Origin of the sequence: Allobosea thiooxidans (genome assembly GCF_900168195.1) — a bacterium.
Taxonomy (GTDB): domain Bacteria; phylum Pseudomonadota; class Alphaproteobacteria; order Rhizobiales; family Beijerinckiaceae; genus Allobosea; species Allobosea thiooxidans.
Genome location: NZ_FUYX01000004.1, coordinates 14,494 through 27,762, shown reverse-complemented (window position 1 = coordinate 27,762; position 13,269 = coordinate 14,494). Strand labels below are relative to the sequence as shown.

The following is a 13,269-nucleotide window of genomic DNA, read 5'->3' as shown; positions in this document are numbered from 1 at the left end:
GGATCCGGCTCTGGCGCCGGGGCGGCGCGCCCGAGCCATGCCACAACCGTGACATGGGACGCCAGCCCCTGCAAACCGGCGCGACGCCGCACCTTGCGCAAACCGGCCAGCTTAGGCTCCATGGCGCGATGCACGAACTCATGCGCACCAACGACCTCGTCCTGCTCGGCGCCGTCGAGGCCCTGCTCGAATCCGCCGGGCTCGACTGCCTGATCGCGGACCAGCACATCAGCGCGCTGGAGGGCATGATCGGCGCCTTTCCGCGTCGCCTGCTGGTGCGCGAGGCGGACAAGCGCCGGGCCCGGGCGCTGCTGGTCGAGGCCGGCTACGGCGCCGAGCTTGGCGATGAATGAGGCGGAATCCGCCCCCGGCCTCGGTGAGATCGTCGAGGACCGGCTGCTCGACGGGCGCCTGATCCTGCGCCAGCCCCGCAAGGGCCATCGCGCCGGCACCGACGCGATCCTGCTCGCCGCCTCCTTGCCCGAACTCGATGGCGGGGCGCTGCTGGATATCGGCGCGGGCGTGGGCACGGTCGGGCTCGCCGCTGCCTGCCTGCGACCGGGGCTGCGCGCCACCCTGATCGAACGCGATCCGGAGCTGGCCGCCCTGGCGCGCCGGAATGCGGAGCTGAACGGCCTGGCCGGCCGCATCATGGTCGTCTCGGCCGATATCACGGCGCCCGCCTCCGAGTTGGCGGCGGCGGGGCTGGAGGCGGCCTCCTGTGATGCGGTGGCGATGAACCCGCCCTTCTACCCTGCGGGCGGGACTCGCGCGTCACCGACGCCCAATCGCAGGGCGGCCCATGTCGCGGAGGGCGATCTCGCCGCCTGGCTGCGGGCCGCGCGTCGCATGCTGAAACCGGGCGGGCTGCTCGCGGTGATCCACCGGGCCGAGGCGCTGCCGGACCTGCTCGCCGGGCTCGGCACCGGCTTCGGCGCGGTGACGGTCCGGCCGGTCCATGGCCTCGCCGACAGGCCCGCGATCCGCGTCATCGTCACCGCGGTCCTGAACAGCAGAAAGCCGGCAGGGTTGCTGCCGGCTTTCGTGATCAATGGGCCCGATGGCCGTCTCACCCCGGAGAGCGACGCCGTGCATCGCGGCCGGGCGCGCCTCGCGGCTTACCAGTAGTAGCGCGGCGGCGGAGCGAAGAGCGGCGGCGGGGGCGGCGGACCATAGAACCGCGGGCCGTAGTAGCGGCGCGGACCATAGTAGCGCGGGCCGTAATAGCGCGGTGGGCCGTAATAGCGCCGCGGGCCGTAATAGCGGCGCGGACCATAATACTGGGCCTGCGTGACCAAGCCGTCGGCGGCGCTGGCCAGCGGCACGGGTGCGATGGGAGCGGCGGTGGCCGGGGAGGCGCTCAGGGCGGCCACGCCCAGCGTGCCTGCCGTCGCGACGGTAAGAAGCATCGTCCGGAACATTCGGATCCTCCGTGAGATGGCGCCAGCGGCCTCTGCCTGCGGAACGCCGTCCTTGGAACTTGGGGCCGAACGGCGCGGATTCGCCGTCCAGCTGGTTTTCATTGGCGGCCCGATCATGGCCGCAATACGGCCGCGTCAGCGGCAGACGCGCACCGGGCGGATCACCCAGCGCCAGCCGTTCCAGACCCGGCGCTCCGACCAGAAGCAGCGCGGGCGGTAATAGGGGCGCGGGCCGTAGTAGCGGCGCGGGCCGCGGTAATACTGCGCCTGCTCGATCAGTCCGTGCCCGGCCTGCGCGGTTTGGCCGGCCGGCGCCGCAATCGGAGCGGCGGCAGCGGGCATCACCATCAGGGCGACGCCGCCAAGGGCGCCTGCCACCGTGGCTGCAAGGAGCGTGGTCCGGATCATCTTCGTCTCCATAATCTGGCGCCATCGGTGCGGGCCGGTGGATCGCAAGTCGTCCCTGCTGGGAAATCTAGGCCTTCTCACCTGAACGGCGCGAAACCACACCGTTCAGCTTGTCTTCATCTCGTCGGTTCGGATCGGCCTGCCTCAGCGGCGGCAGACGCGCACCGGGCGCATCACCCAGTGCCGGCCGTTCCAGAACCGCCGGTGCTCGGTCCAGCAGCGCTGGCGATGCCAATGACGGGGGCGGTGGTAATGGCCGCGATAATGCGGGCGGCCCCTGTGCCAGACCTGCTGGACGAGGCCGGCCTCGCCGGCGGAAGTCGAAATCGGCTGCAGGCCGGCGGAGGCCGGCGTGGCCGAGGCGGGGGCGCTGCTGATAGCGGCACCGAGCAAGGTTGCAGCGCCGAAGGCGGCAGCAATGATGCGGGTCGTCAGCATGGGTTACTCCTTTATCCGGCCGTCGGCTCGCATCGAATGCTCGCCCCGAACATCGCAAGCCTGACGGTTGCGGCCGTCGATAACCGACTGTTCATGAACGAAACCTGTCTGGCCGGGGCTTCGCCTGGCGCTTGACCATGGCGGGCCCGAACCCTAATCACCCCGACATTCCTCTGTTATCGGAAAGGTTGCCGGCACTTGTCCGCCCCCGCACCACATTCGCTTTCGACTATCCCGGCTTCGTCTCCGGCGATGGATCCGACCCGCTCCTTCCAGGGGCTGCTGCTGACGCTGCAGCGCTTCTGGGCCGAGCGAGGTTGCGTGGTGCTGCAGCCCTACGACATGGAGGTCGGCGCCGGCACCTTCCACCCGGCGACGACGCTGCGGGCGCTCGGGCCGAAGCCCTGGCGCGCAGCCTATGTCCAGCCCTCGCGCCGCCCCAAGGACGGACGTTATGGCGAGAACCCCAACCGCCTGCAGCATTACTACCAGTTCCAGGTCATCCTGAAGCCGTCGCCGCCGGACCTGCAGCAGCTCTATCTCGACTCGCTCAGGGCCATCGGCGTCGATCTCGGCCTGCATGACGTGCGCTTCGTCGAGGACGATTGGGAAAGCCCGACGCTGGGCGCCTGGGGCCTCGGCTGGGAATGCTGGTGCGACGGCATGGAGGTGAGCCAGTTCACCTATTTCCAGCAGGTCGCAGGCGTCGAATGCGCCCCGGTCGCGGGTGAGTTGACCTACGGCCTCGAGCGTCTGGCGATGTATGTTCAGGGCGTCGAGAACGTCTACGATCTCAACTTTAACGGCCTCGATGGCGAGGGCCGGATCTCCTATGGCGACGTCTTCCTGCAGGCCGAGCAGGAATATTCGCGGCACAATTTCGAGCATGCCAACACCGAGATGCTGTTCCGGCACTTCTCGGATGCGGAGGCCGAATGCAAGGCCCTGCTCGCCGCCGGCGAGCCGGCCGCCGGCGCCAACCAGCCGCGTCACGAACTCGCCCTGCCGGCCTATGACCAGTGCATCAAGGCCAGCCACATCTTCAACCTGCTCGATGCCCGCGGCGTGATCTCGGTCACCGAGCGGCAGAGCTACATCCTGCGCGTGCGCGAGCTCGCCAAGGCCTGCGGCGCAGCCTGGCTGAAGACCGTCGGCGGGGGAGCTGCGTGATGCCCGATCTTCTGCTCGAACTCTTCTCGGAAGAAATTCCCGCGCGCATGCAGCGCAAGGCCGCCGAGGACCTCAAGAAGCTCGTCACCGATGCGCTGGTCGAGCGCGGCCTCGTCTATGAGGGCGCCAGGGCCTTCGCCACGCCGCGCCGCCTCGCGCTGCATGTCGCCGGCCTGCCCGTGCGCGGCCGCGACGTGCGCGAGGAGCGCAAGGGTCCGCGCGTCGGCGCCCCCGATGCCGCCGTCCAGGGCTTCCTCAAGGCGGCGGGCCTGGCTTCGCTCGACCAGGCGACCATCGTCAGCGACCCGAAGAAGGGCGATAGCTACGTCGCCGTCATCGAGAAGCCGGGGCAGGAGACGATCCAGGCCATTGCCGAGATCGTGCCGGCGGTGATCCGCACCTTCCCCTGGCCGAAGTCGATGCGCTGGGGCAAGGCCTCGGCCGCTGGCGCCAGCCTGCGCTGGGTCCGCCCCCTGCACTCGATCCTCTGCACCTTCGGCGCCGAGACCGAGGACCCGGAGGTGGTGCATTTCGATGTCGACGGCATCGTCTCGGGCAACGTCACCTATGGCCACCGCTTCCATGCGCCCGGTCCGATCACGGTGCGGCGCCTGGAGGACTATGTCGCCTCGCTCGAGAAGGCGAAGGTCGTGCTCGATGCCGACCGGCGCAAGGAGATCATCCTCGCTGACGCCCGCAACCTCGCCTTCGCGCAGGGCCTCGACCTCGTCGAGGACGAGGGGCTGCTGGAGGAGGTCGCCGGCCTCGTCGAATGGCCGGTGGTGCTGATGGGCTCCTTCGAGGAGCGCTTCCTCGACATCCCCGGCGAGGCCATCCGCGCCACCATCCGCGCGAACCAGAAATGCTTCGTGCTGCGCGACCCCGCGGCCGGAAACATCGCCAGCCGCTTCATCCTGGTCTCGAACCTGATGGCCAGCGACGGCGGCGCGGCGATCACCGCCGGCAACGGCCGCGTCGTCCGGGCGCGCCTCTCGGATGCCGCCTATTTCTGGCAGACCGATCGCGGCTCGCTGCCGGATCTCGATACCTTCAAGGACAGCGCCGAGAAGCTCGGGCTCGATCTCGCCAAACCGCTCGACCAGCGCATGGCCAAGCTCGACAAGCTCGGCGTCGTCTTCCACGCCAAGCTCGGCACGCAAGGCGAGCGCGTCCAGCGTATCGCCGCGCTGGCGAAGGAACTGGCCCCGATCGTCGGAGCCGATCCGGCGAAGGCCGAGCGCGCGGCAAAACTCGCCAAGGCCGACCTGCCGACCGAGATGGTCGGAGAGTTCCCGGAACTGCAGGGCCTGATGGGCCGGAAATACGCGGAATTGCAGGGCGAGGATGCTTCGGTCGCGGCTGCGGTCGAGGAGCACTACAAGCCGCTCGGCCCGTCGGACCGCGTGCCGAACGATCCAGTCTCGGTCGCCGTGGCGCTGGCCGACAAGCTCGACACGCTCGTCGGCTTCTGGGCCATCGACGAGAAGCCGACCGGGAGCAAGGACCCCTATGCGCTGCGCCGTGCGGCGCTGGGCGTGATCCGGCTGGTGGTGGAGAATGGAGTGCGGTTCCCGCTGACACAGACGGTCAAGGACGCGGACCTCCTCTCCTTCTTCCACGACCGCCTGAAGGTCATGCTTCGCGACCAGGGCGCGCGGCATGATCTGGTCGATGCCGTGCTGGGCGAGGGCAGCTCTGCCAACGACGACCTTCTCCTCATCACTCGCCGTGTCGCCGCGCTCGGCCGCTTCCTCGACACCGAGGACGGCAAGAACCTGCTCGCGGGCTACAAACGCGCCGCCAATATCCTCAAGGCCGAGGAGAAGAAGGATGGGGAGGGCGCCTTCGCCGGCGCGCCGGATCTGCATCTCATCGCGGAAGCGGGCCTGATCGAGGAGAAGGCGCTCGCCGTCGCGCTGGCGCAGGCCACGCCGAAGGCCGAGGCCGCCGTCGCCGCCGAGGACTACGAGGGTGCCATGGCCGCTCTCGCGGAGCTGCGCCCCGCCGTCGATGCCTTCTTCGACAAGGTCACGGTCAACGATCCCGATCCGGCCCAGCGCGCCAACCGCCTGAAGCTGCTCAACCAGCTCCGTCAGGCGACCCGCGCGGTCGCGGATTTCGACCGCATCGCGGGCTGATCCGCCGTCATGCTCGGGCTTGACCCGAGCATCTCGGAAGCCAGTTCCTTCTGGTCCTGAGATTCTCGGGTCTGCGCTTCGCTCCGCCCGAGAATGACGCTTCTTGGTCATGCTCGCCCCTGTGGCGAGCACCCACGTCTTGAGCACGACCTTCGGCCAGCGAAGGCGTGGATGGTCGGGACAGGCCCGACCATCACGCCGCTGCTTCCCGTGCCGATCGCCACCGCCCCTTCGTCGGGAAAGTCCGAAACGGAACCTCTTCCCACCCTGCGACGTTTTGTCGGCGGGGCTGACATGCCGCGAATGCGTCGCGGTGGGGCTTCCGGGGGGCCGGCTACCGGCCGAGACAAAGGGCTGAAAGCATGGGCATTCTGATTTCGCTGCTGATCACCGTTCTCGTTATCGGCCTCGTCCTCTACCTCGTGCGGATGCTGCCGCTCGACGGGCAGATCAAGAACGTCGTCCAGATCATCGTGATCGTGATCGGCATCATCTCGCTGCTGCGCTATCTTGCTGTTTTTTAAGGCGATTGACGGCGTCCACGCGCTGGTACACACTTCTTGAGGTCCAGAGGGCCCCGGACGCTCCCGTCTCGGGGCCCTTTCCTGTTTCAGGGCGAGACCATGAACGCGCCGAACCGCACGGGCCACATCCGTCTGACCTCCCATCCCGAACCGGGCAGCGCCGCCGCCCGCTTCCCGATCCGATGGGGCGCTCCGACGGCGGCCGAGCGCGGCCCGATCATCGCCTCGACCACCAACCCGGCCGACCGCAACGTCATAGGCGCCCATGGCGGCTCCTATTCGGTGTATCGCGCGCTCGCGATCTCGGCGCGCGCGATGAACCCCTCGCAGCGCCCGGATCTGACCAACACCCATCCGACGGCCGAGATCACGCCGCAACCGCAATGGGCCGATCCGAAGAAGATCGTTTCGCTCGATCCCTTCGGGCATACGGTGGCGCAGGATTTCGGCAAGCTGATCGGCGAGGGCGTCGACATTCGCCCCTCGATCGCGATCACCAAGGCGCGGCTCAACCTGCCGGAGATCCTCGCCGCCATGGGTGCGCATCGCCTCGCCGCGGACGGCCACATCCTGCATCCGTCCGGCGACATCTCCGTCACCAAGATCGCGGTCGACCCGGTCTGGTATCTGCCGGGCATCGCCGAGCGCTTCGGCACGACCGAGAACGAGCTGCGCCGCACGCTCTTCGAGCAGACCGGCGGCATGTATCCCGAGCTGGTGACGCGGCCGGACCTCAAGGTCTTCCTGCCGCCGATCGGCTCGATCACGGCCTATGTCATGGGCGAGGTCTCCGCGCTCGCCGATCCCAGGAAGCGCATCGCCTGCCGCGTCCATGACGAGTGCAACGGCTCGGACGTCTTCGGCTCGGACATCTGCACCTGCCGGCCCTACCTGATCCACGGCATCGAGGAATGCGTGAAGGAGGCGCAGAGCGGCGGCGTCGGCCTGATCGTCTACAACCGCAAGGAGGGGCGGGCGCTCGGCGAGGTGACCAAGTTCCTCGTCTACAACGCCCGCAAGCGCCAGGAGGGCGGCGATTCCGCCGCGACCTATTTCGAGCGCACCGAATGCGTCGCCGGTGTGCAGGATGCCCGCTTCCAGCAGCTCATGCCCGATGTGCTGCACTGGCTCGGCGTGACGCGGATCGACCGGCTGATGTCGATGTCGAACATGAAGTACGACGCCATGGTCGAGAGCGGCATCGCTATTGGCGAGCGCGTCGCCATCCCGCCCGAGCTCGTCCCCCCGGACGCTTCCGTCGAGATCGAGGCCAAGAAGGCGGCCGGCTATTACTCGCCGGACGGAGCCCCCGGCGACAACGCGCTCAAGGGGACGGTCGGCCGCGACCTCGACAAGTTCTGATTCCGCCCACGCCCAGCCGAGTTGACGATGCCTGACCGCGATCCCGAGACGTTCCGTGCCCTGTTGAAACCTGCCGCCGTGCGCGAGCGCGCGCGGGAGATGCTGGAGCTCGGGCTCGCCGGCCGGCTGCTGCATTTCGAGATCCGTCCGGAGCGGCTGGAGGCCTGCGCCGACTATGTGCTCGAGACCATTCGCGCGAATTATCCGACGCTCGACATCCCCTTCCATGCGCGCTGGCGCCATTTTGTCGTCGCGGGCGACGATCGCTGGCGCAGGCTCGACCAGGCTGCCGGCTTCTCCGATCCGGCAGCCCGCGGCCGCGCCGCCTATGACCTCGCGGTGGTTAGCGTCCTGCTCGATGCCGGGGCCGGGCCGGACTGGCGCTATCGCGACACGGTGACCGGCCGCGACATCGGCCGCTCCGAGGGACTCGCGCTGGCTTCGCTCGACATGTTCGCGGCGGGCCTGTTCTCCAGCGATCCGGCCGATCCGCTGCGTGCCGACGCCGCCGCCCTCAGGCATCTCGACGCCGCGGCCCTGGCGCAGGGCTTCCAGGCCGGGCCGGACAATCCGCTGCTCGCGCTCGAAGGGCGCGCGGCGCTGCTGAATCGCCTCGGCGAGGAGCTGGAGCGGCAGGGGCTGGCGCGTCCCGGCGACCTGTTCGACCGCTTCGCTGCCGCCGCCGAGACCGGGATGCTGCGTGCGCCGCACATGCTCGGCGAGGTGCTGGCGACCTTCGGCGGCATCTGGCCTTCGCGGCTGATGCTGGCGGGCGTGGCGCTGGGCGATACCTGGCGCCACCCGCTGGTCGCGCCGGGCGAGCCGACCGAGGGACTGGTTCCCTTCCACAAGCTCTCGCAATGGCTGACCTATTCGCTGATCGAGCCGCTGCAATGGGCCGGCATCACCGTCGTCGGCATCGACGAGCTGACAGGCCTGCCCGAATACCGCAACGGCGGGCTGTTCCTCGACAGCGGCGTACTCGCGCTGAAGGATGAGGCGGATGCGCGGAAGGCCCACGAGGTTTCCTCGCCTCTGGTGGTCGAGTGGCGGGCGCTGACCGTCGCACTGCTCGACGAAATCGCGGCGCTGATCCGCCGGCGGCTGCGCCGCTCGCGCGAAGAACTGCCGCTCGCCAAGGTGCTCGAAGGCGGCAGCTGGGCCGCAGGCCGACGCATCGCGCGTGAAAAGCGTGTGGATGGCGGCCCGCCGCTGAGCATCGTCAGCGACGGCACTGTATTTTAGGTTCCGCGTCGGTCCTTGGTCACTCCCGGGCGAGTGCAAGGACCCCGGATTGGCGCGGCCGGGGCCGCCTGTCCGGGGTTGCGGCGAAGGTTGAGAAGAAGAGGGGAAACGGGCGTATGACTGCGAGCCAGGACGGCGTCACCGTCGTCGATCACCCGCTGGTCCAGCACAAGCTGACGCTGATGCGCGAGAAGGACCGCTCGACCAAGAGCTTCCGCCAGCTCCTCAACGAGATCGGCATGCTGCTCTGCTACGAGGTGACGCGCGACCTTCCGACCGAGCTGATCGAGATCGAGACGCCGCTGCAGAAATCGATGCAGCCGATCATCTCCGGCAAGAAGCTGGTCTTCGCCCCGATCCTGCGGGCGGGCGTCGGCTTCCTCGACGGCATGCTTGAGCTCGTGCCGGCGGCGCGCGTCGCCCATATCGGCCTTTACCGCGATCCCGACACGCTCCAGGCGGTGGAATATTACTTCAAGGCGCCGTCGGACATCGCCGACCGCATGATCGTGGTGATGGACCCGATGCTGGCGACGGCCAACTCCGCCGTAGCCGCGGTCGAGCGTCTCAAGGAGCGCGGGGCGAAGGATCTGCGCTTCGTCTGCCTGCTCGCCGCCCCGGAAGGCATCGCCCGGCTACGCGGCGCCCATCCCGATGTCCGGATCTGGACGGCGGCGATCGACGAGCGCCTCAACGACCACGGCTACATCGTACCGGGCCTCGGCGATGCCGGCGACCGGATGTTCGGCACGCGCTGAGCCTCGCTAGGCCCCGCGCCGTTCCCGGCCCGGGGCCATGCTGTGTTGTGTCACTCGATGATTTCGACCACGCGGCGCGTGCGCGGCTCGACGATGACGGCTTCGTTGTTCACGACGGTGTAGCGATAGCCGGGCGCACCATATTCCGCGGGCACGTTGCGATAGACGACGCCGCGCGCCGGCAGCACGGTGCCGACTTCGACCGGCTCGGCATAGCGATATGACCGCATGCGCTGCGCCATCACATAGTTCCGGAAGGCGGCATCGTCGTTGATCATCCCGGCGGCGTGAGCCCGTGGGGGCGGCGCGAAGAACGGCACGAAGTTCGTCTCCCTGCCGGCCAGGACCGGGTCATGCATGGAGCCGCCGTTGGGATCGCGGATGATGGGTCCCTTGTCCTGCGCGAAAGCGGTTGCGGGAATGGCTGCAAGAACGGCTGCCAGTAGAAGCCGCTTGATCATGATCGACCTCCGATATCTGCCTCGCCCCATGGCAAGAATGCGCGCAGCCTGCGGCAGTTTCGTGCCTCGCCGATCACAAGAACGAGATAGGCCCGCCCCGTTGCCGGGACGGGCCCATTCATGCAGAGGGACGGGTGTCAATCGATGATCTGCACCACGCGGCGAGTCTGCGGCTCGACGATGACGGTGCGGTCGTTCACCACCGTGTAGCTGTAGTTCGAGGCGCTGGGGCCGTACTCGGCCGGCAGGCGGCGATAAACGACGCCCTCGGCCGGGAGCACCGTGCCGACCGCGACCGGCTCGGCATAGGTGTAGGACGGCACGCGCTGCTCGACGACATAGGTCCGGAACTTGGGCTCCGCGACGTCGCCGACGATCGCACCGACGACCGCGCCGCCGACGCCGCCGACGACCGCACCCACCGGGCCGCCGACAACCGCGCCGCCGACCGCACCCGCCGCAGCGCCGCTGGTCGCGCCGCCGACGGCGCCGCCTGAGGGCGGCTGGCTCTGGGCGAAGGCGACGGCCGGGGTGATGGTCAGGGCGGCTACAAGAGCAAGTTTCTTGAACATGATGTCTCTCCTTTCGAAGCGAACTTCGGAGAGACAACCGGATGGCCGGCGGAGCTGTTCCACCATGGCGGGGTCACGAGATGTTAACGCCCGGCAACGGGCCACAAAAATCGCTGATGAAACAATGGCTTGTCAGTTCAGGAGTCTTGCGGGAGAAGCCGCGGCCCCGGGCGAAACGAAAACGGCGGGCCCGACAGGGCCCGCCGCCGATCGTGTCGTTTCGCGGCCGGGTTACTGCTTCGGGGCGGCGGAGAGCGCCGGCGTCAGCTTGTCGGCGTCGCGCTTGATCAGGGCGGCGAAGCCGGCCGGGGTACGCTCCTCCGCCGTCGGCAGCACGGTGCCGAGATCGAGCAGGCGCTTCTTGGTGCCCTCGTCATTGAGCGCCTTGTTGAGGGCGTCGACCAGCTTGTCCACGGCCTCCTTGGGCATGCCCTTCGGCCCGGCGATGCCGTTCCAGGCCTCGATCTGGTAGTCCGGCAGGCCGGCTTCCTTGGTGGTCGGGACGTCGGGCAGCGCCGGCGAGCGCTCGGCCGAGGCGATGGCATAGGCCTTGATCGTGTTGGAGCGGACCTGTTCGGCCACCGAGACGATCTGGTCGCACATGAAGTCGACCTGGCCGGAGACGAGGTCGTTCAGCGCCGGGCCCGTGCCGCGATAGGCGACCGCGTTGATCTTCGGCGTGCCGAGAATGCCCTTGAACAGGGTGCAGGTGGTCCAGGAGACTGAGCCGAGGCCGGCATGGGCCTCGTTGAACTTGTCCGGGTTGGCCTTGACGGCGGCGACGAAGGCCTTGAGGTCGGGCGCCTCGAGGTTCTTGCGCGCGACGATCAGGATCGGCGTGCCGCCGGCGAGGCCGATGGTCTGCATGCCGTTGATCGGGTCGTATTTCAGGCCCGGATAGGTGGCGGGCGCCGCCGAGAAGGTGCCGAGATGGCCCATCGCGATGGTGTAGCCGTCCGGCGCGGCGGTCACGGCGCGGGTGATGCCGGTGGTGCCGCCGGCGCCCGCGACGTTCTCGATCACGATCTGCTGGCCGAGCGTCTTCGACATGTTGTCGGCGACGATGCGGGCGATGATGTCGGTCGGCCCGCCAGCTGCGAAGGGCACGATCATGGTGATCGGCTTCGTGGGATAGCCTTGCGCCTGGGCGCCGCCGGCGAAGCTCAGCGCCGCGGCGGCGGCGAGGCCAAGAACAAGCTTCTTCATAGATGTTCCCTCCCTAGGGTTTGATTGAAAATTGGGGGGGCGCCCTGCCTGGGGCAACCCCGTCATTCGGTGAAGACCTCGTCGCGCTTCTTCGCGATCGACGGCAGCAGCGCGATGACCAGCACCAGCACGGCGACGACAAGCAGCCCGGCGGAGATCGGCCGCTCGACGAAGGTCATGAATGAGCCGCGCGAGATGATCAGCGCCTGCCGGAGCTTCTCCTCCATCAGCTTGCCGAGCACGAAGCCAAGCAGCATCGGCGCGGGCTCGAAGCCGAGCTTGATCAGCAGGTAGCCGAACAGGCCGAACAGCGCCGTGAAGGCGACGTCGAGCGGCTGGTTGTTCACCGAGTAGATGCCGATGCAGCAGAAGATCAGGATCGCCGGGAACATCAGTCGGTAGGGCACCTGCAGCAGTTTCACCCACACGCCGACCAGCGGCAGGTTGATGATCAGGAGCATCAGGTTGCCGACCCACATCGAGGCGACCATGCCCCAGAACAGTTCGGGGTTGCGGGTCATCACCTGCGGGCCGGGGATGATGCCGTGGATCGTCATCGCGCCGACCATCAGCGCCATCACCGCATTCGGCGGGATGCCGAGGGTGAGCAGCGGAATGAAGGCGGTCTGCGCGCCGGCGTTGTTGGCCGATTCCGGCCCGGCGACGCCCTCGATCGCGCCCTTGCCGAAGCGCGACGGATCCTTGGCGATCTTCTTCTCCACGGTGTAGCTGGCGAAGGGGCCGAGGACGGCGCCGTTGCCGGGCAGGATGCCGAGAATGCCGCCGATGAAGGTGCCGCGCAGCACGGGGGCGGCAGACTGCTTGAGGTCGTCCCACCCGGGCAAAAGCCGCCCGATCTTGGCCTTGACCACGTCGCGCGCCTCTGGGTTCTCGAGGTTGCGCAGCACTTCGGCGAAGCCGAACACGCCCATCGCCAGCACCGAGAAGTCGATGCCGTCCATCAGCGAGGCGACGCCGAAGGTCAGCCGCTCCTGCCCGGTCTCGAGATCGGTGCCGACCGTCGAGAGCAGCAGGCCCAGCATGATCATGCAGAAGGCCTTGAGGATCGAGCCGCGCGCCAGCACGACGGCGAAGCACAGGCCCATCACCATCAGCGAGAAATACTCGGCCGGGCCGAACAGCAGGGCGAGCTTGGTCAGCGGCGCGCCGAGCGCGGCGATGATCACGGTCGCGACGCAGCCGGCGAAGAAGGAGCCGATCGCCGCCGTGCCGAGCGCGATGCCGGCGCGGCCCTGCTTGGCCATCTGGTGGCCGTCCAGGGTCGTGACGACGGCGGTCGCCTCTCCCGGAATGTTGACCAGGATCGCGGTGGTGGAGCCGCCGTATTGGGCGCCGTAATAGATGCCCGCCAGCATGATCAGCGCGCCGGTCGGGTCGAGGCCGAAGGTGATCGGCAGCAGGATCGAGATCGTCGCGATCGGGCCCACGCCGGGCAGCACGCCGATCAGCGTGCCGATCAGGCAGCCGGCGAAGCAGAGCGCGATGTTCTTGAATGTCAGGGCGACGCCGAAGCCGAGCGAAAGATGGGCGAATGTCTCCATCATC

At 68.4% G+C, this 13,269-nt stretch carries 15 protein-coding genes; 8 read left to right on the top strand and 7 right to left on the bottom strand.

Features of this window, described 5'->3' with window-relative positions:
- Positions 1 to 128 precede the first annotated feature (128 nt).
- The gene (locus B5Y19_RS08365) at positions 129 to 353 is read left to right on the top strand and encodes a putative signal transducing protein (protein WP_055727103.1); all 225 of its coding nucleotides are present in this window, start codon (positions 129 to 131) and stop codon (positions 351 to 353) included.
- A complete protein-coding gene (locus B5Y19_RS08360; protein ID WP_055727104.1) occupies positions 346 to 1,128 on the top strand; it encodes a tRNA1(Val) (adenine(37)-N6)-methyltransferase in 783 nt (260 codons plus the stop codon). Before B5Y19_RS08365 ends, B5Y19_RS08360 begins: the two co-directional genes overlap by 8 nt.
- Here B5Y19_RS08360 and B5Y19_RS08355 read toward each other — a convergent pair.
- The 3 genes from B5Y19_RS08355 to B5Y19_RS08345 form a co-directional block, all read right to left on the bottom strand.
- A complete protein-coding gene (locus tag B5Y19_RS08355; RefSeq protein ID WP_244555532.1) occupies positions 1,119 to 1,409 on the bottom strand; it encodes a hypothetical protein in 291 nt (96 codons plus the stop codon). The genes B5Y19_RS08360 and B5Y19_RS08355 overlap by 10 nt on opposite strands.
- Before the next feature lie 147 nt (positions 1,410 to 1,556).
- On the bottom strand, positions 1,557 to 1,829 hold the full coding sequence (locus B5Y19_RS08350) for a hypothetical protein (RefSeq protein WP_139384315.1): 273 nt from the start codon (positions 1,827 to 1,829) through the stop codon (positions 1,557 to 1,559).
- Positions 1,830 to 1,973: 144 nt separating this feature from the next.
- Positions 1,974 to 2,267, bottom strand: a complete 294-nt coding sequence (locus B5Y19_RS08345) for a hypothetical protein (protein WP_055727107.1) — start codon at positions 2,265 to 2,267, stop codon at positions 1,974 to 1,976.
- A 252-nt stretch (positions 2,268 to 2,519) separates the two neighbouring features.
- Between B5Y19_RS08345 and B5Y19_RS08340 the strand changes: the two genes are divergently transcribed.
- The 6 genes from B5Y19_RS08340 (at position 2,520) to upp (ending at position 9,464) form a co-directional block, all read left to right on the top strand.
- Complete coding sequence (locus tag B5Y19_RS08340) at positions 2,520 to 3,437, top strand: glycine--tRNA ligase subunit alpha (protein WP_055727108.1); 918 nt, start codon at positions 2,520 to 2,522, stop codon at positions 3,435 to 3,437.
- The gene (gene glyS / locus B5Y19_RS08335) at positions 3,437 to 5,575 is read left to right on the top strand and encodes a glycine--tRNA ligase subunit beta (RefSeq protein WP_055727109.1); all 2,139 of its coding nucleotides are present in this window, start codon (positions 3,437 to 3,439) and stop codon (positions 5,573 to 5,575) included. Before B5Y19_RS08340 ends, glyS begins: the two co-directional genes overlap by 1 nt.
- A 362-nt stretch (positions 5,576 to 5,937) precedes the next feature.
- Positions 5,938 to 6,099 (top strand): Thivi_2564 family membrane protein, encoded by a 162-nt coding sequence (locus B5Y19_RS26055; protein WP_176168593.1) that lies wholly within the window; start codon positions 5,938 to 5,940, stop codon positions 6,097 to 6,099.
- A 99-nt stretch (positions 6,100 to 6,198) separates the two neighbouring features.
- Positions 6,199 to 7,461 carry a GTP cyclohydrolase II gene (locus tag B5Y19_RS08330; protein WP_055727110.1) on the top strand — a complete coding sequence of 421 codons (1,263 nt, stop codon included), beginning with the start codon at positions 6,199 to 6,201 and terminating at the stop codon, positions 7,459 to 7,461.
- Positions 7,462 to 7,488: 27 nt separating this feature from the next.
- Positions 7,489 to 8,706: a URC4/urg3 family protein gene (locus B5Y19_RS08325; protein ID WP_055727111.1), complete on the top strand. Its 1,218-nt coding sequence runs from the start codon at positions 7,489 to 7,491 to the stop codon at positions 8,704 to 8,706.
- 116 nt (positions 8,707 to 8,822) lie between these two features.
- Positions 8,823 to 9,464, top strand: a complete 642-nt coding sequence (upp, locus tag B5Y19_RS08320) for a uracil phosphoribosyltransferase (protein WP_055727112.1) — start codon at positions 8,823 to 8,825, stop codon at positions 9,462 to 9,464.
- A gap of 50 nt (positions 9,465 to 9,514) precedes the next feature.
- Here upp and B5Y19_RS26795 read toward each other — a convergent pair whose 3' ends face one another.
- The 4 genes from B5Y19_RS26795 to B5Y19_RS08300 form a co-directional block, all read right to left on the bottom strand.
- On the bottom strand, positions 9,515 to 9,925 hold the full coding sequence (locus B5Y19_RS26795; protein WP_055727113.1) for a DUF1236 domain-containing protein: 411 nt from the start codon (positions 9,923 to 9,925) through the stop codon (positions 9,515 to 9,517).
- Positions 9,926 to 10,062: 137 nt separating this feature from the next.
- Positions 10,063 to 10,497: a DUF1236 domain-containing protein gene (locus B5Y19_RS08310; protein WP_079591330.1), complete on the bottom strand. Its 435-nt coding sequence runs from the start codon at positions 10,495 to 10,497 to the stop codon at positions 10,063 to 10,065.
- A gap of 231 nt (positions 10,498 to 10,728) precedes the next feature.
- Positions 10,729 to 11,703 (bottom strand): tripartite tricarboxylate transporter substrate-binding protein, encoded by a 975-nt coding sequence (locus B5Y19_RS08305; RefSeq protein WP_055729862.1) that lies wholly within the window; start codon positions 11,701 to 11,703, stop codon positions 10,729 to 10,731.
- A 62-nt stretch (positions 11,704 to 11,765) separates the two neighbouring features.
- Positions 11,766 to 13,268 (bottom strand): tripartite tricarboxylate transporter permease, encoded by a 1,503-nt coding sequence (locus tag B5Y19_RS08300; protein WP_055729863.1) that lies wholly within the window; start codon positions 13,266 to 13,268, stop codon positions 11,766 to 11,768.
- Position 13,269: the final 1 nt, after the last annotated feature.

Excerpts from the sequence above, each read along its gene's own strand:
- B5Y19_RS08365 (WP_055727103.1), top strand. The coding sequence starts at position 129 with ATGCACGAACTCATGCGCACCAACGACCTCGTCCTGCTCGGCGCCGTC.
- B5Y19_RS08360 (WP_055727104.1), top strand. The coding sequence starts at position 346 with ATGAATGAGGCGGAATCCGCCCCCGGCCTCGGTGAGATCGTCGAGGAC.
- B5Y19_RS08355 (WP_244555532.1), bottom strand. The coding sequence starts at position 1,409 with ATGCTTCTTACCGTCGCGACGGCAGGCACGCTGGGCGTGGCCGCCCTG.
- B5Y19_RS08350 (WP_139384315.1), bottom strand. The coding sequence starts at position 1,829 with ATGATCCGGACCACGCTCCTTGCAGCCACGGTGGCAGGCGCCCTTGGC.
- B5Y19_RS08345 (WP_055727107.1), bottom strand. The coding sequence starts at position 2,267 with ATGCTGACGACCCGCATCATTGCTGCCGCCTTCGGCGCTGCAACCTTG.
- B5Y19_RS08340 (WP_055727108.1), top strand. The coding sequence starts at position 2,520 with ATGGATCCGACCCGCTCCTTCCAGGGGCTGCTGCTGACGCTGCAGCGC.
- glyS (WP_055727109.1), top strand. The coding sequence starts at position 3,437 with ATGCCCGATCTTCTGCTCGAACTCTTCTCGGAAGAAATTCCCGCGCGC.
- B5Y19_RS26055 (WP_176168593.1), top strand. The coding sequence starts at position 5,938 with ATGGGCATTCTGATTTCGCTGCTGATCACCGTTCTCGTTATCGGCCTC.
- B5Y19_RS08330 (WP_055727110.1), top strand. The coding sequence starts at position 6,199 with ATGAACGCGCCGAACCGCACGGGCCACATCCGTCTGACCTCCCATCCC.
- B5Y19_RS08325 (WP_055727111.1), top strand. The coding sequence starts at position 7,489 with ATGCCTGACCGCGATCCCGAGACGTTCCGTGCCCTGTTGAAACCTGCC.
- upp (WP_055727112.1), top strand. The coding sequence starts at position 8,823 with ATGACTGCGAGCCAGGACGGCGTCACCGTCGTCGATCACCCGCTGGTC.
- B5Y19_RS26795 (WP_055727113.1), bottom strand. The coding sequence starts at position 9,925 with ATGATCAAGCGGCTTCTACTGGCAGCCGTTCTTGCAGCCATTCCCGCA.
- B5Y19_RS08310 (WP_079591330.1), bottom strand. The coding sequence starts at position 10,497 with ATGTTCAAGAAACTTGCTCTTGTAGCCGCCCTGACCATCACCCCGGCC.
- B5Y19_RS08305 (WP_055729862.1), bottom strand. The coding sequence starts at position 11,703 with ATGAAGAAGCTTGTTCTTGGCCTCGCCGCCGCCGCGGCGCTGAGCTTC.
- B5Y19_RS08300 (WP_055729863.1), bottom strand. The coding sequence starts at position 13,268 with ATGATGGAGACATTCGCCCATCTTTCGCTCGGCTTCGGCGTCGCCCTG.